This window comes from Arthrobacter sp. SLBN-100, from assembly GCF_006715305.1.
Taxonomy (GTDB): Bacteria; Actinomycetota; Actinomycetes; order Actinomycetales; family Micrococcaceae; genus Arthrobacter.
The window spans coordinates 4,407,518-4,426,693 of the sequence record NZ_VFMY01000001.1; the positions used below are offsets into that span (position 1 = coordinate 4,407,518).

Consider the following 19,176-nt stretch of genomic DNA (forward strand, 5'->3'; position numbering starts at 1 on the left):
TGGACCCCTCCCGCGCCTACTGCATAAACTCCTTCAAGGACCGGCCGGGAATTTCATCAGCGAATTTCCCGGCCGTCCCTGCATCAGCCGCCAACGCAAGGAGACTCCCATGGAATTGCAGGACGTCAAATGGAACGGGCAGGCGCGCGAGAAGATCCTCCTGGACGCGGACCGGGCCCTGCAGGAAGCAGTCCGTGAGGCAGCCTCCTCCCTGGCGAATGCAAACAAGGACGAGGTGTACAAGTTCCTGTTTGAAAAGCTGAAGGACCAGTTCGTCGACTTCCAGCCCGGACCGGATCTCACCAAGTACGCCGAGGCCGTGGCCAACGGGGAGTTCAACGGCGCTGCCACCGGTCCGGGCAGCACCGCGGCAGAGGCCGAAGGCTAGGGCCAGGCCATGTCTATGGCCCTGGTGCGGCCACGCCGCGGAAAAATGATCGGTGGAGTCTGCGCCGCGCTCTCGGCCAGGTTCGGGCTCCCGAAATTCCTGGTACGGCTTGGGTTCGTCATCTTCGGATTGGTGGGAGTTGGCGAGCTCGTGTACATCGCGCTGTGGATCCTGATCCCGAAGGCGCCGGCGTAGCGCCGCCGGGCAACATGCGGGCACGAACGCCGCATGCATGGAGCCGGGCCGGCGCCCCGGTTCCTGCAGGGGCCGACTGCCCCCGGCCGGTTAGGAACAGGCGTAGGGCGGGACGGCGTCCCCGGCTCTGAAGGGCTTGAACCAGTGCCCGATGCCCGGTTCGGCGGGGGTATCGTGGGCCGCAGTGTCCGGGCTTTCCGCGTACAGCGACTCACTGTCGGCATCCTCCAACAGGACTTCCTCAACCTGTGCGCGCCAGTCCTCCGGGAGGTCCAGTTCGTAGATGTCCTCGGTGATTTCCGCCTGATCGAGCAGGCACCGGACCGCCAGTTCGGCGGCGAGGCAGCCCGGGGCTATCCAGCCGCGGACCAGGGAAGCGGTGACATCCGCGGCCACCACAATAAACTTTTGGGTGAACCTGGCATCGTAGCTGGACGCGAACCGGGGCGGCAGCGAGGACAGCACCGACGTCTTGGCTATGGCGGAGGGGGTGGCGGCATCCAGCGTGCTGAGCGTCTCGAGATCGCGGAAAAGCTGGTCGATGAGGACGCTTGAGGAGTTCCACAGCAGGCCAGCCAGCAGATGCGTCTGACGAACAGCCTTCTGCCGCTCTTCCCGCGGGACCGCGGCCATTTCTTCCAGGTCTTCCGGGTCGAACTGGAGCCGCTGCTCCGGGGTCATGTCGTCCGGGTGGGGATCAAGGCCCAGCAGTTCCAGGCCCAGCCCGGTCAGCTTCCCGGCGTCGGCCAGCAGTTCATCAGTGATGTCGTCGTCGTCGGCGCTCATGGCCCCGATGCTACCGGCCAGCGGCCGGCTGCCCGATTCCTGTTACGCGCCGAACGGTACTTTAGACTCTGGGGCCCGGCACCGTTGCGGCGCCACACTGATGCCATGAATAGCCTGCTGATTCTGATCCCCGGGGCCAAACGCAGCCTTGCCTGGATCGGGCCGGTGCATCCGTCCCGGCCTGCTATGGCCGCAGTGCTCGCACTGTTCCTCGCCGCATGCTCCCCGCCAGCGGGCCAAAACGGGCCAGCATCGCCAGACGGGTCCTCCTCCAGCACCGGCAGCCCGGCCTGCGGCCTCATCACCCCGGAAATCGCCGCGAAGGTCGAACCCGGGCTCGTGCCTGTGGGCGAGAACAGTTCAGCCAGGCCGCCGGGAAGCAAGGCTTACCAGTGCACCTATTCCAGCAAGTCCAAGGAGGGAGGGATGACGGCCCTGTCGGTGGCGCTCACGTCCCCGGCATCAGCCGCAGACATCTCGAAAGCGAAGTCGACGTCCGACTGTTCACCCGTTACGGGCATCGGCGACTTCGCCTGCCTGCAGTGGACGGGCTACTTCCGCGGTGAGGCCGGCGGCGCGTCCGCGAATGTCGTGCTGACGGCAGTCCGGGGCAACGAGACCCTCGAGATGCCCTACGTGACCGGACCGCCGATGGCGGGCGGCGGAGTCCCCGACGGCGATGCGATGGCCCGGGCGCTCTCGCAGGCAGCAGTGGATGCCGGCTGGGGCAACGGCGGCCCACTCAGCGTCCCCGCGGCCCCGGCCGTCGGTGCTCCGGCCACGACCAACAACCCGGTGTGCGCCCTGGTCAGTCCCGAGGAGGTGCAGCGGGCGTTCGGTGCCAAGGCCCCACCGCAGATCCTCCCGTACGAGGTCAGTTGCCGTTACACGTTTGGTGAGCTGGGCACGCCGGGTCCGGACTCCCTGATTTTCTCGATCGAAGTCCTGAGGGGCGCAGCGTCAGCACTTGTCGGCCCTGGCGCTCGCGGCGAGCCGCTGGACGGCATCGGGGACAGGGCGTCCTACTCCGAGACAACTGAACCCGCGGGCCCGAAGTCCCTCCGTCCGGCCGGTGACGTGCCGATCACCATGTGTTGATATCCGCCGTGAGGGGCCAGGACCTGGCGACCTTCACCGCCCAGGTCCTGATCTCCCCGACGGGGCCGACGGCCGAGCAAACGAAGGAGCAGCTCATCGCCCTGGTGCGCGGCATCGAATTCTGATGCCGCGCCGGTGGCTCTGACTGGGCTCAACCTCACAGCGGGGACGTGCCGGGGAAACGGACGGAGCGGTCAGGCAGCAGCCGCCTGGAAGTGTTTTTCGATGAGCCCTTTGATGTCCTCGTGGCAGCCGCCGCAGCCGGTGCCGGCGCGGGTGGCCTTGGAAACTTCGCCCACGGTGGAGCAGCCTTCTTCCACAGCGCCCCGGATTGTTGCCCCGCTGACTCCGGCGCAGCGGCAGACGGTGCCCTGCGGATCGGCCGCCACGCCGGGAAGTTGGTCGGGCCCATCCAGCCTCAACAGCAGCGACCTGTCCGCGGGCAGCTCGGCGCCGCGCTCGAAAAGGCCCACCAGTTCGGCGGCAGTGCGTGGCATACCCACGGCTACCAGGCCTTCCAGGACCCCGCCCCGGGTTGTCATCTTCACATAGCGGCCGTGCTCCGGATCCGCCCACTGCGCAATCTGCAGGCGTGGCCGCCCGTTCACTGCGCCGGCCGTGAGGATCTCCTCGTCCCATGGCTCGGCAGCGTTGTTTCCGGCCACTGCCATGTTCATGCCGCGTGCCTTCAGGACGATGACGCCGGCCTGCTCGGCGGGCAGCTCAGGCAGCAGGCCGGCGTCCTCCTCGGCGCCGGCCGCGAGCAGGGTCAGGTATTCGGCCAGCCATTCGGCCTGGCGCCAGCCCGGCCCCACCAGCCCGGACGGACCCTTGGCGTTCCGGCACCGGGCGCAATCCGGTTCGGGGCAGCGAACTTCGGCGCAGTCGCCGATGGCGAAGATATGCGGTTCATGGTGCGCCCGCAGCCGGTGGTCCACCAGGATCCCGCTGGACGTGGAGAGCCCGCAGCCTTCGGCCAGTTCGGTGCGCGGGCGGACACCACACGAGATGACCAGGAGGTCGCCGTCAATCGCTGATCCGTCGTCGAGCAGCAATGCCGAGAACCCGCCGTCGGCCGCGTTGTGCTCCACCCCGGTGGAGCGCGCGTTGCCGGCCATCCGGACGCCACAGCGGCGCAGGCTGGCGGCGAGGACGGCGCCGCCGCCGCGGTCGATGTTGCGGCCCAGGGGGTGCGGCCCGTTGTGGACCACCGTGACGGTTGCGCCTTCTTCCGCTGCGGCCAGGGCCGCCTCCAGGCCCAGGACACCGCCGCCCAGGACCACCACCCGCTTGCCGCCCTCCACAGCGCTGCGCAGCACGTCCGCGTCACGCAGGTCCCGAAGGGCTGTGACGCCGGCCGGGAGGACCGGCGACGTAGGGTCCGGGTTGATGCCGGTCAGGTTGGGAATCACGGGACGCGATCCGGTGGCGAACACCAGGCGGTCGTAGCGGGCCACGGAGCCGTCGGAGAGGAGGACCTGCTGCCTGGCCCGGTCCACGCGGCGGACGCGGACGCCCAGCCGGACGTCCACGCTTTCCGCGGCCAGGGCGTCAGCATCGGAGAGCGCCAGGGCATCGGCGGTGGTCCGCCCTACGCCCAGATCGGCGACAAGCACCCGGTTGTAGGCCGCTTCCGCTTCCGCGCCCACCACCGTCAGGTTCACATGGCCGTTCCGGACGGCAGGCAGGAGCTCATCAACCAGCCGGGCGGCCACCGGGCCGAATCCCACAATGACAATCTGCTCGCTCATGAGGCCTCCGTCGTTTGAAGCACGTGGGTTGAAACGGGGGTGGCAGCCGGCCGCACCCACACTTTGTTGAACTTGAACTCGGGCATCCCGGACGTAGGGTCCGTGGCCGCCTCGGTGAGGCGGTTGGCGCTTTCGAGTTCGGGAAAGTGGAAGGGCAGGAACACCGTGTCCGGCCGGATTGCCGTGCTGAGCTCGGCCCGGCACAGCACTTCGCCGCGCTCGTTCGCCACCGAGACAAGTGCTCCTTCGGTGATGCCCATCGACGCTGCGGCGGCGGGGTGGACTTGCAGCTTCGCCTCCCGCCGGGATTCGAGCAGCTCTGCCACCCGGCGGGTCTGGGCTCCGGACTGGTAGTGCTCCAGGAGGCGGCCGGTGATGAGCGTCATGGTCGTCGCGGCCGCATCCGGGTTAGCGGCCGGAGTACGACGGCGGCGCGGCGCCACCGGGACCATCACAGCCTTGCCGTCTGCGTGCGCGAACCTGTCCCGGAACAGGCGCGGCGTTCCCGTGCCGCCTTGGGGGTAGGGCCAGTAGGCGGCCTCGCCGCGGTCCAGCATGGCATAGTCGATGCCGGAGTAGTCGGCCAGGCCACCGGCCGAGGCCAGCCGGAGTTCCTCGAAGACCGTTTCCGGGTCCTCGCTGTAGGTGGACGGGGCATCGAGGGCTTCGGCCAGCCGTGCCATGATCCACAGTTCGCTCCGGGCTCCGGCCGGAGGCGTCAGGGCGGGGCGGCGGCGCAGTACCCGGCCTTCGAGGTTGGTGAGCGTGCCTTCCTCCTCGGCCCACTGGAGCACGGGAAGAATAAGGTCTGCCTCAGCCGCGGTCTCGGACATAAAGAAATCGCAGACCACCAGGAAATCCAGGCTGCGCAGGCCGCTGATCACGGCGTTGGCGTCGGGCGCGGCCACGGCAATGTTGGAGGCGTGGACGAAAAGGCAGCGCACGCCGTCGGGCTTTCCCAGCGACTGAAGGAGCTGGACGGCCGGCAGTCCCGGGCCGGGAATCAGGTCCTCCGGGACGCCCCACACCCTGGCGACGTGCTCGCGCGCGGCGGGGTCGGTGATCTTGCGGTAGCCGGGGAGTTGGTCGGCTTTCTGGCCGTGCTCGCGGCCGCCCTGGCCGTTGCCCTGCCCGGTGAGCGTGCCGTAGCCGCTGCGGGCCGAACCCGGCAGGCCCAGCAGGAGGCTGAGGTTGATGGCTGCCGTGGCGGTGTCGGTGCCGTCCACGTGCTGCTCCACGCCGCGCCCGGTGAGGATGTAGCTGCCGCCTTTGCGGGCGCCGGCGGCGAGCCGGTGGGCGGTCTCCCGGATGAGGTCGGCGGGCACGCCGGTGATGGACTGGACGCGTTCCGGCCAGAAGGAGTTCACGCTGCGGACCACGGCGCTGTAGCCCGACGTACGTTCCTGCAGGTAGGCGGTGTCCGCCAGGTTTTCGTGGATGACGACGTGGGAGATGCCCAGGAGGAGGGCGAGGTCGGTGCCCGGCAGGGGCTGGAGGTGGAGGCCGCCGCCGTCGGCGGTAAAAGCCGCCGTGGCTGACCGGCGGGGGTCCACCACAACCAGCCCGCCGGCGTCGCGCGTTCCCTTCAGGTGCTGGACGAAGGGCGGCATGGTTTCGGCAACATTGGAGCCCAGCATCAGGATGGTGCTGGCGGTGTCCAGGGCTTCGAGCGGGAACGGCAGGCCGCGGTCCAGCCCGAAGGCGCGCATTCCGGCCGCCGCAGCGGAGGACATGCAGAAGCGTCCGTTGTAGTCGATGCGGGAGGTTCCCAGGGCGAGCCGGGCGAATTTGCCCAGCATGTAGGCCTTTTCGTTGGTGAGGCCGCCGCCGCCGAAAACGCCCACTGAATCGCGTCCGTAACGGGCCCGGGCATCCTTCACTGCACGCGCAGCGAGGTCCAGGGCCTGGTCCCACCCGATGGGGCGGTGGACGCCGTCGGGGCCCTTCAGCAGGGGCTCGGTGATCCTGCCCGGGTGGTTCAACAGCGTGGCGGAGGTCCAGCCTTTGCGGCACAGGCCGCCGCGGTTGGTGGGGAAGTCCCGTCCGCTGACCTCGAGGGGTGCCTTGAGGGCGGGCCGTTCCCCGGCGGCCGCTGCGGACACGGGGACTGACCCCGGCTGGACGGCCGGGGTCAGTTCCGCTGGAGACGTGAGCGTCATGGCGCACTGCAAAGCGCAGTAAGGGCAGTGCGTGTCGGCGCTTTTGGTCATGTTAGACGTGTCCCATCGCGTTTCGGTTGGCGTTGCGGATGTAGCAGAACCAGCAGACGGCCAGCATCAGGACGTACGCTCCGACGAAGCCGTAGAAGGCCGGGGTGTAGGAGCCGCTGGCAGTGTTGGAGGCGTTCAGTACCTGCGGGATCACGAACCCGCCGTAGGCGCCGATGGCCGAGATCAGGCCGAGCGCCGAGGAAGCCAGGCGCTGGGTGGCCACCGAGTTTGCCCCCTTGCGTGCCGCGCGGCTGGAGGTGGCAAAGATGACCGGGATCATGCGGTACGTGGCGCCGTTTCCGAAGCCGCTGGCAGTGAAAAGCATCAGGAAGAGGACCAGGAAGAGCCAGAAGTTCTTCAGCGGCAGGGTCCAGATCATGGTGAGGGTGATGACGGCCATGGAAGCGAAAGCGGTCACGGTCATCCGGGCGCCGCCCATGCGGTCCGCCATGCGTCCGCCGTAGGGCCGGGCCAGGGAGCCCACCAGCGGGCCGAGGAAGGCCAGGGACAGCGCCACGGTGCCCACTCCGATGGAGGAGAAGGCGGGGAAGTAGTCCTTGATCAGCTTCGGGAACACGCCGGCGAAGCCGATGAAGGAGCCGAACGTGCCGATGTACAGCAGGGCCATGATCCACAGGTGCGGTTCCTTCAGCGCTGCCACTGAACCGGCGATGTCACCTTTGGCACTGGTGAGGTTGTCCATGTACTTGAAGGCGCCAAAGGCTGCCAGCAGGATGAACGGGACCCACATCCAGCCCGCCAGCGGAAGGTTGACGGTGCCCGCGGCGAGCAGGGTGATGGCAATGGGCACGGCGAGCTGTGCGACGGCGGCGCCCATGTTTCCACCGGCGGCGTTCAGGCCCAGGGCCCAGCCCTTTTCACGGGCAGGGTAGAAGAACGTGATGTTCGCCATGGAGCTGGCGAAGTTGCCGCCGCCGAAGCCTGCGAGGGCAGCGACGAGGAGCATGACGCCGAACGGCGTTTCCGGGTTGGAGACGCAGAGCGCCAGTCCGGTGGTGGGGATCAGGAGCAGCAGCGCGGACACGATGGTCCAGTTCCGGCCGCCGAAGCGGGGAACCATAAAGGTGTAGGGGATGCGCAGGGTGGCACCCACCAGGCTGGGCATGGAGATCAGCCAGAAGATTTCAGAGGTGGAGAAGGTGAAGCCTGCCGCGGGCAGCTGGACCACCACAATGGACCAGAGCTGCCACACAACGAAACCGAGGAATTCGGCGAAGATTGACCAGTTGAGGTTGCGGCGGGCGATGGTGCGGCCGCCGGATTCCCACTGCTCCTTGTTCTCGGCATCCCAATTGGCGATCCAGCGGCCGGGGCGGAAGTCAAGGGCGGGGGCATCGGTGGTGCGGGTAGAGCCGGGCTGTGCGCTGGCGGATGCGGCGGCGGTTCCGGGCCTTGCAGTGGGGTCAAGATCAAGGGAATTGCCGGGGCCGGCATCAGCGGTGCGGTCAACAGTCACGGGGTACCTCCTTCGGGGGATGTTGTTCCTCCAAGGTAGGTAAGGCGCGTTTCACGGACCGACGCCGTGTGTTAACGGGCTGTGACATTTGCCTATCGGAGCCTCTTGGGGACCGTTAGGCTTGGTGGAGCCGTCAAAAATGAGACGCATGGCACAGGTCCGGATAGTGGACCTTTCGTCCATTGACTGGACTGCGGGAACTAAGATTGAACTCTAACTATTTCGAGCCGGACCCCCTGTGCGCGGTCCGCCAGGTTCTCATGAAAGCGTTTACCTATGTCTTCCACCGATACCTCCACGGTGCCCGGATCCCCGCGGCCGGTGAACTCGCGCGGCCGCGTGATTGTTGCCAGCCTGATCGGCACCACGGTTGAGTTCTACGACTTCTATGTTTATGCCACTGCGGCGGTGCTGGTATTCCCGCAGCTGTTCTTCCCCAGCGCCAACGAAACCACGCAGCTCCTGAGCTCCTTCGCCGTCTTCGGCGTAGCGTTTATCGCCCGCCCGCTGGGGTCCATCGTTTTTGGCCACTTCGGCGACAAGTTCGGCCGCAAGGGCACCCTGGTGGCTTCGCTGCTGACCATGGGAATCGCCACCTTCCTCATCGGCTGCCTGCCCACCGCCCTGGTGCCCGGCTGGGGGTTCTGGGCTCCGGCCCTGCTCGTGGTGATGCGCTTTGCCCAGGGCCTGGCGCTGGGTGGTGAATGGAGCGGTGCCGCCCTGCTGGCCACCGAGAACGCACCGGCCAACAAGCGCGCCATCTATGGCACGTTCCCGCAGCTGGGTGCACCGATCGGCTTCATCATCGCCAACGTGATCTTCCTGGTGGCCAACTACACCCTGTCCCCGGCTGACTTCCAGGCCTGGGGCTGGCGCGTGCCGTTCCTGCTCAGTGCAGTCATGGTCATCATTGGCCTTTACGTCCGCCTCAAGCTGATTGAGACCCCCGCGTTCACCAAGGTGCTCGAGTCCAACGAAGTGGCCAAGCTGCCCCTGGGCCGGGTGTTCAAGACCAGCTGGCGCCAGCTGATCTTGGGCACGTTCATCATGCTCGCCACCTACGTGCTCTTCTACCTGATGACCACCTTCACCCTGACCTACGGCACCCGCGCCTCCAGCCTGGACGCTGCGAAGGCCGCGGCCGAAAAGGCCGGGAAGCCGATGACCGAGGCAGCCGCAGCAGGCTTTGTTCCCGGCCTGGGCTACACCCGCAACGACTTCCTCTGGATGTTGATTGCCGGCGTCGTCTTCTTCGGCATCTTCACGCTGGTCTCCGGACCGCTGGCCGAGAAGTACGGCCGGCGCAAGATGCTCATCGCCGTTACCGCCGGCATCTTCGTCTTCGGCCTGCTGTTCGTTCCGCTGTTCAGCGGCGGATTCGTCGGCACCATGGCCCTGCTCGTCATCGGCTTCTCCCTGATGGGCCTGACGTTCGGGCCCATGGGCGCGCTGCTGCCTGAGCTGTTCCCCACCAACGTCCGCTACACCGGGTCTGCCGTGAGCTACAACTTCTCCAGCATCCTGGGTGCTGCGGTGGCACCATTCATTGCCGTGGCGCTGTGGGAGCTCGCTGACGGCAGTCCGGTGCTGGTGGGTGTGTACCTGACCGCCATGTCCGTGCTGACCCTCATCGCACTGTTCGTCAGCAAGGAAACCCGCGACCTGGACTACGAGAACAACGTGGCCTGACACTGCATCCTGCGCGTTCCAGCCCGGTTTGTGGCTGCGGTGCCCGGCACGATCCCCGTACCTGCGGGGACTGTGCCGGGCATTTCGTTGTCCGGGCAGCAGCAACCGGGCAGGAACGTTCGACGGCGGGCTGCCGCGGCTACGTGGCGTAGCGGGCCACGAAGTTCTTGAGGATGTTCATCGGTTCCGTGACCGCGAACTGGCGGGCGTTCGCCATCAGCTCTTCGGCGGACTCGGGTGGGAAGTAGCCCGCGTGCCGGTAAATGTCGATGCGGGTGCAGAGGCCTTCGGCGTCCAGCTCGGGGTGGAACTGGGTGGCATACAGGTTTTGCCGGATGCGGAACATCTGGACGGGGCAGGCCGCTGACCGGGCCAGCAGCACGGCATGCCGCGGCAGCGCCGTACAGGCTTCCTTGTGGCCCGTGAAGGCGGTGAACCGCCGTGGCATCCCGGCGAGTACCGGATCCTCCAGGCCGGCGTCCGTCAGCTCAATCTCCGCGGCGCCCAGCGGCTCGCCGTAGGTCCTGTCGATCACGGCGCCCTGATGCGTGCCCAGCGTCCCCACCCCGTAGCAGGCGCCCAGGAACGGGAAGTCCCGGGCCACCAGCTCGTCCAGGAGCCCGGACAGCTCACGTTCCACGCGGTGCTGTGCAGGAGTCTTGTGCTCCGGCGGGTCGCTGGACGTGAACGGGCTGCCGCCGACGATGACCCCCGAATACCCGGACAGATCGAGTTCGGGCAGGGGAGCGGCTTCCAGCCTGACGCGCCGCAGTCCGGAAGGTTCCAGGCCGCCGTACCTCAGGTAGGCGGCATATTCGTCCTCGGCTGCGGCGTCTTCGGCCCTGGACGCCAGGAGCAGGAAAGGCAGCATGTGCTAAGTGTGCCTTTTCCGCCCCGGCCTGTCAGCCTCCAGCTGAGCCTGTCAGCCTGTCAGCTGCTGGCGGGCTGGCTCAGGGAGCGGCGGGCTGGCTCAGCGAACGGCGCGACTGGGGACGGGCAGCAGGGTCTGCGTGCCGGTGCACCAGTTTCCAGTACCCTTCCTCGCGGCGGAAGACGCTGGTGACCCGAAGGGCAAATTCCTCGGGGACGGCGGCATCGTCCAGGCGCGCGCGAAAATGTTCCGTTTCCACCAGATAGGCGGTGTCACGGGCCGTGTAGGAGGTGACCGTGTCAAACCCCAGCATCTGGCCGTCCTGGAACTGCCGTGCCGCCTGGTCCAGCCGGGCTTCCACCTGCGCCCACCCGCGGGCGATGCCGCCAAAAGGATTGGCGAGGGTCACGTCGTCGAGCCGGGAGTACAGCTCCTTGACGGGTTCCGGGTTGCCCCGGGTGATTTCGGGGACGGCAAGGTGGTAGCGGTCCACTTCTTCTTCAAAACTCGGTGCGAGCACGAGGGGCCTCCGGGCGCTAGTCTTCGATGGTGGCGATGACGGCGCCCGCGGACACCGTTTCGCCGGCTGCTGCGGTGAGGCCGGTGATGGTTCCGGAGCGGTGAGCGGTCAGCGGCTGCTCCATCTTCATCGCTTCGAGGACCACCACGAGGTCGCCCTCCGCCACCACGTCGCCGTCGGTAACGGCGACCTTGACGATGGTGCCCTGCATGGGTGAGGCCAGAGCGTTGCCGGTGGCCGCGGCCGTCCCGCCCAAGCGGGAGCGCTTCTTCGACTTGCCCGGTTTGGCCGGAGCGCCCGCGCCGGTGGTTCCCACGGAACCGAGCGATGCGGGGAGTACCACCTCGAGACGTTTGCCGCCCACCTCAACTACTACGCGCTGCCGGTCCTCGGCAAAGCTGTCGGTGCCGGCACCGCCGTCGGGGGTCCAGGCCGGGAGGTTGTTGACGAACTCGGTCTCGATCCAGCGGGTGTGGACCCGGAACGGGCCTTCGGCCGGCGCGAATGCGGGATCCGAAACCACTGCGAGATCGAACGGGATCACGGTGGGTATGCCCTCGACCACCATTTCCTCGAGGGCGCGGCGGGCCCGCTGCAGGGCTTGCCGGCGGCTGGCTCCGGTGACGATGAGTTTGGAGAGCATGGAATCGAAGTTGCCGCTGATGACGTCACCCTGCTCCACGCCCGAGTCGATGCGGACGCCGGGGCCGGTGGGGTTTTTCAGCACCCGGAGAGTGCCGGGGGCGGGCAGGAAGTTCCGGCCCGGGTCTTCGCCGGTGATGCGGAATTCGATGGAGTGCCCGCGTACTTCGGGGTCGTCGTAGCCGAGTTCCTCGCCGCGTGCCAGCCGGAACTGTTCGCGGACCAGGTCGATGCCGGTGACTTCCTCGGAGACACAGTGCTCCACCTGCAGGCGGGTGTTGACCTCGAGGAAGGAGATAGTGCCGTCCTGGCCGACGAGGAATTCGCAGGTGCCGGCGCCGAGGTAGCCGGCCTCTTTCAGGATGGCCTTGGAGGACTCGTAGAGGCGGCGGTTCTGGTCTTCCGTGAGGAAGGGGGCGGGGGCTTCTTCCACCAGTTTCTGGTTGCGGCGCTGCAGTGAGCAGTCCCGGGTGGAGACCACCACAACGTTGCCGTGGGCATCCGCCAAGCACTGGGTCTCCACGTGGCGGGGCGCATCCAGGAACCGCTCGATGAAGCATTCGCCGCGCCCAAAAGCAGCGGTAGCTTCACGGACGGCGGATTCGAAGAGTTCGGGAATTTCGTCGCGGGTGCGGGCGACCTTGATGCCGCGGCCACCGCCGCCGAAGGCGGCCTTGATGGCCACGGGCAGTCCGTGCCGGTCCACGAAGTCGAGGATTTCCTCGGCGGATTCAACCGGGTCGGCGGTGCCGGGAACGAGGGGTGCGCCGACTTTTTCGGCGATGTGCCTGGCCTGGACTTTGTCGCCAAGGGCCGAGATGGCTTCGGGTGAGGGGCCGATCCATGTGATGCCGGCTTCAATCACGCGGGCCGCGAACTGGGCGTTCTCGGCCAGGAACCCGTAACCGGGGTGGATGGCGTCGGCGCCTGACTGGCGGGCGGCGTCGATGATCTTGTCCATCACCAGGTAGGACTCGGCGGCGGTGTTCCCGCCCAGCGCGAAGGCCTCGTCAGCAAGGCGGACGTGGAGGGCATCCCGGTCAGCGTCAGCGTAGACGGCCACCGAGGCGATGCCTTCGTCACGGGCGGCGCGGATGATGCGCACGGCGATTTCACCGCGGTTGGCGATCAGCACCTTTGTGAGGGTCGACTGCGGGGGATGTGCGGACTGCTCCAAATTTGCTGACAAGGCGTCTCCTTCTTTCCTTCAGGGAGCCTAGCGCGGTTTTGAGGGTTCCGCCGATATTACTTGCGGATTCCGCGTGTAAAGCGCCAAGGCTTTGTAGGGAAGCTACAAGACCCACCGAAATCGGGTCCTTTAGGAGGCTCCCCAGAGTTCGGTGATCCGGACCTGCGCGTGGGCCAGCAGACCCCGCAGCGCGGACACGGAAAGTCCGACGACGGTGTGCGGGTCGCCGTCGATCTTGCGGATGAAGGCGCCGCCCAGGCCGTCGATGGTGAAGGAGCCGGCGCAGTGCAGCGGCTCACCCGTGGCAATGTACGCGTCGATCTCCGCCGCGTCCATCTCCAGGAAGGAAACCTCTGCCGAGGCCACCGTCCCCAGGGTGGCGCCCGTGCCCGGCGCCGCATCGCCGTCGGGGTCGGTATCGCGGCAATCCACCAGCCAGTGGCCGGTATGCAGCACACCGGTGTTGCCGCTCATCCGCAGCATGCGTTCCCGGGCGACGGCGGCAGTGTACGGCTTCCCGTGCGCCTCGCCGTCGAACTCGAAGACGGAGTCGCATCCGAGCACCAGCGCACCCTCGGCTTCCGGCAGGGCCGCGACTGCCTCGGCCTTGGCGCGTGCCAGCAGCAGGGCGGTGTCATGCGGGTCGGTGACGCCGTACCGCGCCTGGACGGCGTCCTCGTCAACGTCCGATACAAGGACGGTATGGCGGATGCCGGCCTCGGTGAGGAGCTTGGTGCGGGCGGGGGACTGGGAGGCAAGAATCAGGCGGACCACGGCTCCAGCCTAATTGACCGGCTCCGGCCTAGTGGACCAGCACCTCCGATGCCGGTGCAGTCTCGGGCCGGTTCAGCTGGGCGCCTTCCACGTCGACGTCCGGCAGGATCCGGTCCAGCCAGCGCGGCAGCCACCAGGACTTTTCGCCCAGCAGGTACATCACGGCCGGAACGATGGTCATGCGGACCACAAAGGCATCAAGCAGTACACCGAACGCCATGGCGAAGCCCAGCGGCCGCACCATGGTGAGGTGGCTGAAGATGAAGCCGGCGAAGACGCTGACCATGATGATCGCGGCGGCAGTCACGACGGCGGCGGCGTGGCGGAAGCCCACCCGGACGGCCTGCTTCGCGGTGGAGCCGTGCATGTACGCCTCGCGCATTCCGGAGGCGATGAACACCTGGTAGTCCATAGCCAGCCCGAAGAGCACACCGATGAGGATGATGGGCAGGAAGCTCAGGACGGCGCCAGGGTTGGCGACGTCGAACACGCCGCCCAGCCAGCCCCACTGGTACACCGCCACCACGGCGCCGAACGCCGCGGCGAGGGAGAGCAGGAAGCCGCCGGTGGCGAGCAGCGGCACCACGATGGAGCGGAAGACCAGCAGCAGCAGGATCAGGGAAAGTCCGACGACGATGGCCAGGTAGGGAGGCAGGGCGTCGCCCAGCTTCGTGGAGACGTCCACGTTGCCGGCGGTCTGCCCCGTGAGGCCCATCGCCACGCCGTATTCGGACTGGATGTCGTCGTTGAGGCCGCGGAGTTCGGCGACCACCTGGACGGTGCTGGCGCTGGCCGGGCCCTCCTTGGGAATGACCTGGAAGACGGCGGTGCGGCGGTCCTCACTGAGGGCAACGGGCACGGCTGCCACCACGTTGTCCACGGCGCGGAGCTTGTCCGCGACGTCGTACTGCAGGGCCTGGGCCTCTGCCTCGTCAAGGTTTGCCGGGAACTCGCCGACGGCAACGATGGGGCCCGTGACGCCTTCGCCGAAGCTTCGCGCGGTGAGGTCGTACGCCTGGTAGGCCTCTGACTCCACTGGCTCGGAACCGCCGTCGGGGAGTGCCAGCTGCAGCTGGGTGGCGGGGAGCGCGAGGGTGCCCAGCAGCAGTACGCCGGCCAGGAGTGCCAGCACCGGATGACGGGTGACCAGGCCGCCCCAGCCGCGGGTGCTCCGCTCGCGGTCCTGGGCTTCATCGGCTGCTTCATGGCCTGGTTCGGCATTGTGTGCCGTGGCCTTGGCCCAGGCACGCTTCGAGATGATGCGGCGGCCGATCAGGGACAGCATGGCCGGGGTCAGGGTGATGGCCACCAGCACGGCTACCGCCACGGTGCCGGCCGCGGCCAGGCCCATCACGGCGAGGAAGGGCAGGCCCGGCACCACCAGGGCTGCGAGGGCGATAATGACGGTGAGGCCTGCGAAAACCACGGCGTTGCCGGAGGTGCCGGTGGCGCGGGCCACCGATTCCTCCAGGCCCATTCCGGCCAGCAGCTGCGTCCGGTGCCGGTTGACGATGAACAGCGAGTAGTCGATTCCGACGGCGAGGCCCAGCATCAGGGCCAGCATGGGGGAGATGGAGCTCATGTCGAACAGCCCGGAGAGGGCGAAGGTAATTCCGACGCCAACCCCAACGCCCACGATGGCCATCAGCAGCGGCAGCCCGGCGGCAACAAGGGTGCCCAGCATGATGATCAGGACCAGGGCAGCCACGGCGATGCCGATGATCTCGGCGGCGCCGAAGAGCTCGGAAATGTCCTCAGTGATCTCCTTGCTGGCGTAGGCGGAGACGCCGGCCGCCGACGTTTCATGGGCAATGTCCTGGACCTGCTTGCGGACCTCCGGGCCCAGGCCGTTGATGGAGGTGTTGAAGCGCACCTGTGCCACGGCGGCGCGCCCGTCCTCGGAAACAAAACGGATGGCCGAGGACGCTTCGGCCTGGCGCTTGCCCAGCTCCAGCTTGGCCTTGCCGGCTTCGAGTTCCCGGGTCCCGGCGTCGAGCTTTTCCTGTCCTTCTGCCAGGGCGGCCTTCTGCTGGCCAAGCTGTGCCTCAATGAGGGCCGCGGGCGCTCCGGCCGCGGCGAGCTGCTGCTCTGCTGCGGCCAGCTGTGCCGACCCTGCCTCAAGCTGGGCGCGGGAGGCGTCCAGCTGTGCCTGGCCCGCGGCCAGTTGCTGCTCGCCGTCGATGATGGCCTGCCCGGCCTGGTCCACCTGCGCCTGGGTGGCGAAGGGATCCACGGTGCCACGGACATTGGGCACGGTCTCAAGCTTTTTCAGTGCATCCGTGACGGCGGCGCGGCTCCCGGCGGTGAAGCCGCCGTCGGGCGCTTCAAAAACGATCGTTGCCGTTCCTCCGGACGCAGCGGGAAGCTCTTCCTTCAGTTTGTCCGCGATCCGCTGGGTTTCCGTACCGGGAATCTGGAAGTTGTTGGACAGCGTGCCGTGGAAGGCGGCAGCTGAACCGCCGACAGCAAGCAGGACAGCCAGCCACAGGGAGATGACCAGCCAGCGCCGGCGGTAGGAGAACTTGCCCAGGCGGTAAAGGAACAGTGCCATGAAGGAAACCGATCTGATCAGGAGGAAACCGAGGCGGAAGAGGCGGAACGTGAGGGGGCAGGCCTGCTGCCTGCGGTGAAACCGGAGCCCAGCAGCGCCATGGCGTCGATGAGCAGTTGGCGCAGTTCGGCAAGGGAACCGGCGGAAAGGTCGGCACCGCGGCGCGTGAACCAGACCTCCAGGGCGGCTTTGCCGCAGGAGATCACGGCACCGGCCAGCGCGCGGACATAGAGCTCGTCCACGCCTGTTTCAGCCCCCGCCACCCGTTCACGGGCCACGGCGATGATTTGTTCGGTGCAGTGCTCCCAGGCCTCCAGCTCGGAATGCGACATCAGCGCGCTTTGCTGGGTGAGCGTAAACAGTTCGGCCAGCGGTGCCACGGTCATAGGGTCTGCCAGGGCCATCAGGGCTGCCTGTGCCGACTGCAGGATCGGTTCGTCGGCCGGCCGCAGCCGGAACTGCTGGATGGCGTTGTCCAGGAAGCCGTGGGTGACGGACGCGAGGGCAGCATCCGTGCTGCTGAAGTAGTTGAAGAAGGTTCGCCGTGAAATTCCCGCGGCGTCCGCGATGTCCTCCACCGTAAAGCTGCCCGGGCCACGGCTGCGCAGCAGGGCCAGCGCGGCGTCCGTGATGGCCTGGCGGGTGGCGGCCTTGTTCAGCTCGCGCCGTGAAGGGGTGGTTGCCCGTGTTTCTCCGCTGCCGCTGTCGGTGCCCATAGTCATTACACTATGTGCAAGTTTGCACGATGGGCAAGTTTTTCGCCTTCATCATTCACAGGAAGATGAAAGGTTCCCGACAGCTGTTGCAGATCCTGTTCTCCGATGCTTGGAGTGTCCCGGGAGGGATGAACCATCAGGAGCCGTTACTGACGGCAGATCCAGGAGACAAAAAATGTCACGCACAAAGAAAATGACCCTCGGCTTGTCAGCCACGGCGCTGGCCCTGGGTGCCGGAATCGGCGTTGCCGGCATGGCCTCCGCCACCAACGTGCCAACGCCCACTCCCAGCGCGAGCTCCAGCGCCTCGGCCGACGGAAACACCACCACCACGCCCGGGGGCATGGGCAGGCACGGCGGCCGAGGTGGCGAGCGGGGCGTGGCCCACGCTTCGGCGCTTGCGGAGAAGCTTGGCGTGGAGGAGGCCAGGGTGACGGAGGCGCTTCAGGCCTTCCGCGAGGCCAACAAGCCCGCCGCCCCGCCCGCCGAGGGTGAAAAGCCGGACCAGGCCGCCCGCGATGCTGCTTTGGCGAAGTCCCTGGCCGGGTCCCTCGGGATCGAGGAGTCCAAGGTCACGGCCGCGCTGGAGGAGCTCCGCACCGAGAAGCAGGCGGAGAAGGCCTCGGCCCTGAAGACGCGGCTCGACCAGGCCGTGACGGACGGAAAGCTGACGCAGGCGGAAGCCGACGCCGTCACCAAGGCCGTGCAGAACGGTGTCATCGGCGGCGGCCACTGAGCCGGCGGATTAAAGCAGAAGAAGTCCCCGGGAATTTCCCGGGGACTTCTTCTTACTGGCAGTTCTTACTGACAGGGGTGAGCAGAGACCCGTTAGGCCTTCGCGTCCGCCAGTTCACGCGACGCGGTGTCGGTGGAGGTTCCGTCGGACGGGGCGGCAGCGGCAGTCTCCGCACTGTCAGCAGAATCGTCAACAAAAGGAGTGCCGTTGCGGGGTGCGTTGTACAGCCGCTCGTCCAGGATGCCCTGGCGCTTGGCCACGATGGTGGGGACCAGCGCCTGGCCGGCGACGTTCACCGCGGTGCGGCCCATGTCCAGGATGGGATCGATCGCCAGCAGGAGGCCGACGCCGGCCAGCGGCAGTCCCAGCGTGGAGAGCGTCAGCGTCAGCATGACGACGGCGCCGGTGGTTCCGGCGGTTGCCGCGGAGCCCAGGACGGAGACCAGGGCGATCAGCAGGTACTGGCTGAAGTCCAGCTGGATGCCGAAGAACTGGGCCACGAAGATTGCCGAGATGGCGGGGTAGATGGCCGCGCAGCCGTCCATCTTGGTGGTGGCGCCCAGCGGGACGGCGAAGGAGGCGTAGGCGCGGGGGACACCCAAGCTGCGTTCGGTGACGCGCTGGGTCAGCGGCAGGGTACCCACCGAGGAGCGGGAGACGAATGCCAGCTGGACGGCCGGCCACACGCCGGAGAAGTACTGCTTGACGGACAGGCCGTGGGTGCGGACCAGGATGGGGTAGACCGCGAAGAGAACCAGGGCCAGGCCCACGTAGATGGCGAAGGTGAACTTGCCCAGGGAACCGATGGTGTCCCAGCCGTAGACTGCAACGGCATTGCCGATGAGTCCCACGGTGCCCAGCGGTGCGATGCGGATGATCCACCACAGCACCTTCTGGATGACGGCCAGCGCGGAGGCGTTCAGGTTCAGGAACGGCTCGGCAGCCTTGCCCACCTTGAGGGCGGCGACGCCGACGGCGATGGCGATCACCAGGATCTGGAGCACGTTGAAGCTTACGGAGGTGGTGACGGCGCCCGATTCGGCAACGGTGGAGCTGGCGCCCAGGCCGAGGAAGTTCTTGGGGAACAGGCCGATGAGGAAGGACCACCAGTCACCGGACTTGCCGGAGTATTTGGCTTCGCCGGTGATGCCGGTGTTGGCGCCCGGCTGCAACAGGACGCCCAGGCCGATGCCGATCAGCACGGCGATCAGCGAGGTGATCGCGAACCACAGCAGGGTGTTCCAGGCCAGCTTGGCGGCGTTGGATACCTGGCGCAGGTTGGAGATGGAGCTGACGACGGCGGTGAAAATCAGGGGCACCACTGCGGTCTGCAGCAGGGAGACGTAGCTGGAGCCAATGGTCTGCAGCGTGGCGCCGAGCCCGTTGGGGCTCGCTTTGGTGCTGCCGGTGTACTTGGCCAGCAGGCCGAGGCCCAGCCCGACCATAAGGGCTGCGATGATCTGGAAACCGAACGAGCCAGCCCACTTGGGGAGCTGGAAGCCGGTCTTTGCGGATTCGGGGGAACGGGTTTGAGTGCTCACCCGAATACGTTAGGCCCGCGTCCCATATCACGACGAACGCAT

General features: G+C 67.3%; 16 protein-coding genes. 5 read left to right on the forward strand and 11 right to left on the reverse strand.

All coding sequences use genetic code 11. The features are described 5' to 3' along the window. Positions 1-109 precede the first annotated feature (109 nt). Both FBY31_RS20315 and FBY31_RS20320 read left to right on the forward strand, forming a co-directional pair. On the forward strand, positions 110-388 hold the full coding sequence (locus FBY31_RS20315) for a hypothetical protein (protein ID WP_142044591.1): 279 nt from the start codon (positions 110-112) through the stop codon (positions 386-388). Between the two features lie 9 nt (positions 389-397). Further along, a complete protein-coding gene (locus FBY31_RS20320) occupies positions 398-583 on the forward strand; it encodes a PspC domain-containing protein (RefSeq protein WP_200833419.1) in 186 nt (61 codons plus the stop codon). Between the two features lie 90 nt (positions 584-673). On the opposite strand, the gene FBY31_RS20325 is transcribed toward FBY31_RS20320, so the two are convergent. Further along, a complete protein-coding gene (locus FBY31_RS20325) occupies positions 674-1,369 on the reverse strand; it encodes a hypothetical protein (protein WP_142044593.1) in 696 nt (231 codons plus the stop codon). 105 nt (positions 1,370-1,474) lie between these two features. Here FBY31_RS20325 and FBY31_RS20330 point away from each other — a divergent pair, with 105 nt between their 5' ends. After that, positions 1,475-2,467 carry a hypothetical protein gene (locus FBY31_RS20330; protein ID WP_235013148.1) on the forward strand — a complete coding sequence of 331 codons (993 nt, stop codon included), beginning with the start codon at positions 1,475-1,477 and terminating at the stop codon, positions 2,465-2,467. 194 nt (positions 2,468-2,661) lie between these two features. On the opposite strand, the gene FBY31_RS20335 is transcribed toward FBY31_RS20330, so the two are convergent. The 3 genes from FBY31_RS20335 to FBY31_RS20345 are packed head-to-tail and all read right to left on the reverse strand — an operon-like array spanning position 2,662 to position 7,905. Next, positions 2,662-4,218 (reverse strand): FAD-dependent oxidoreductase, encoded by a 1,557-nt coding sequence (locus FBY31_RS20335; protein WP_142044595.1) that lies wholly within the window; start codon positions 4,216-4,218, stop codon positions 2,662-2,664. Further along, the gene (locus FBY31_RS20340) at positions 4,215-6,428 is read right to left on the reverse strand and encodes a molybdopterin oxidoreductase family protein (RefSeq protein ID WP_142044597.1); all 2,214 of its coding nucleotides are present in this window, start codon (positions 6,426-6,428) and stop codon (positions 4,215-4,217) included. Before FBY31_RS20340 ends, FBY31_RS20335 begins: the two co-directional genes overlap by 4 nt. 1 nt (position 6,429) lies before the next feature. After that, on the reverse strand, positions 6,430-7,905 hold the full coding sequence (locus tag FBY31_RS20345; protein WP_142044599.1) for an MFS transporter: 1,476 nt from the start codon (positions 7,903-7,905) through the stop codon (positions 6,430-6,432). A gap of 276 nt (positions 7,906-8,181) precedes the next feature. Between FBY31_RS20345 and FBY31_RS20350 the strand changes: the two genes are divergently transcribed. Further along, positions 8,182-9,594, forward strand: coding sequence for an MFS transporter (locus FBY31_RS20350; RefSeq protein ID WP_142044601.1), 1,413 nt, complete (start codon positions 8,182-8,184; stop codon positions 9,592-9,594). 139 nt (positions 9,595-9,733) lie between these two features. Here the strand turns inward: FBY31_RS20350 and FBY31_RS20355 are convergent, their stop codons facing one another. The 6 genes from FBY31_RS20355 to FBY31_RS20380 all read right to left on the reverse strand — a co-directional run bounded on the left by FBY31_RS20355 (position 9,734) and on the right by FBY31_RS20380 (position 16,863). Further along, positions 9,734-10,465, reverse strand: a complete 732-nt coding sequence (locus FBY31_RS20355; RefSeq protein ID WP_142044603.1) for a glutamine amidotransferase — start codon at positions 10,463-10,465, stop codon at positions 9,734-9,736. Between the two features lie 79 nt (positions 10,466-10,544). Then, positions 10,545-10,985 carry a YybH family protein gene (locus tag FBY31_RS20360; RefSeq protein ID WP_142044605.1) on the reverse strand — a complete coding sequence of 147 codons (441 nt, stop codon included), beginning with the start codon at positions 10,983-10,985 and terminating at the stop codon, positions 10,545-10,547. 16 nt (positions 10,986-11,001) lie between these two features. After that, the gene (locus FBY31_RS20365) at positions 11,002-12,816 is read right to left on the reverse strand and encodes an acetyl/propionyl/methylcrotonyl-CoA carboxylase subunit alpha (RefSeq protein ID WP_142044607.1); all 1,815 of its coding nucleotides are present in this window, start codon (positions 12,814-12,816) and stop codon (positions 11,002-11,004) included. Positions 12,817-12,945: 129 nt separating this feature from the next. Next, on the reverse strand, positions 12,946-13,590 hold the full coding sequence (locus FBY31_RS20370) for a Maf family protein (RefSeq protein WP_142044609.1): 645 nt from the start codon (positions 13,588-13,590) through the stop codon (positions 12,946-12,948). A 28-nt stretch (positions 13,591-13,618) separates the two neighbouring features. Next, positions 13,619-16,141 (reverse strand): MMPL family transporter, encoded by a 2,523-nt coding sequence (locus tag FBY31_RS20375; RefSeq protein WP_142044611.1) that lies wholly within the window; start codon positions 16,139-16,141, stop codon positions 13,619-13,621. 17 nt (positions 16,142-16,158) lie between these two features. Beyond that, positions 16,159-16,863, reverse strand: a complete 705-nt coding sequence (locus FBY31_RS20380; protein WP_235013149.1) for a TetR/AcrR family transcriptional regulator — start codon at positions 16,861-16,863, stop codon at positions 16,159-16,161. A 169-nt stretch (positions 16,864-17,032) separates the two neighbouring features. On the opposite strand from FBY31_RS20380, the gene FBY31_RS20385 reads away from it, so the two are divergent. Next, entirely contained in the window at positions 17,033-17,593 is a 561-nt protein-coding gene (locus tag FBY31_RS20385; RefSeq protein WP_142044613.1) for a hypothetical protein, read from the forward strand. Positions 17,594-17,685: 92 nt separating this feature from the next. Here FBY31_RS20385 and FBY31_RS20390 read toward each other — a convergent pair whose 3' ends face one another. Then, positions 17,686-19,134, reverse strand: coding sequence for a dicarboxylate/amino acid:cation symporter (locus FBY31_RS20390; protein ID WP_142044615.1), 1,449 nt, complete (start codon positions 19,132-19,134; stop codon positions 17,686-17,688). Between the last annotated feature and the right edge of the window lie 42 nt (positions 19,135-19,176).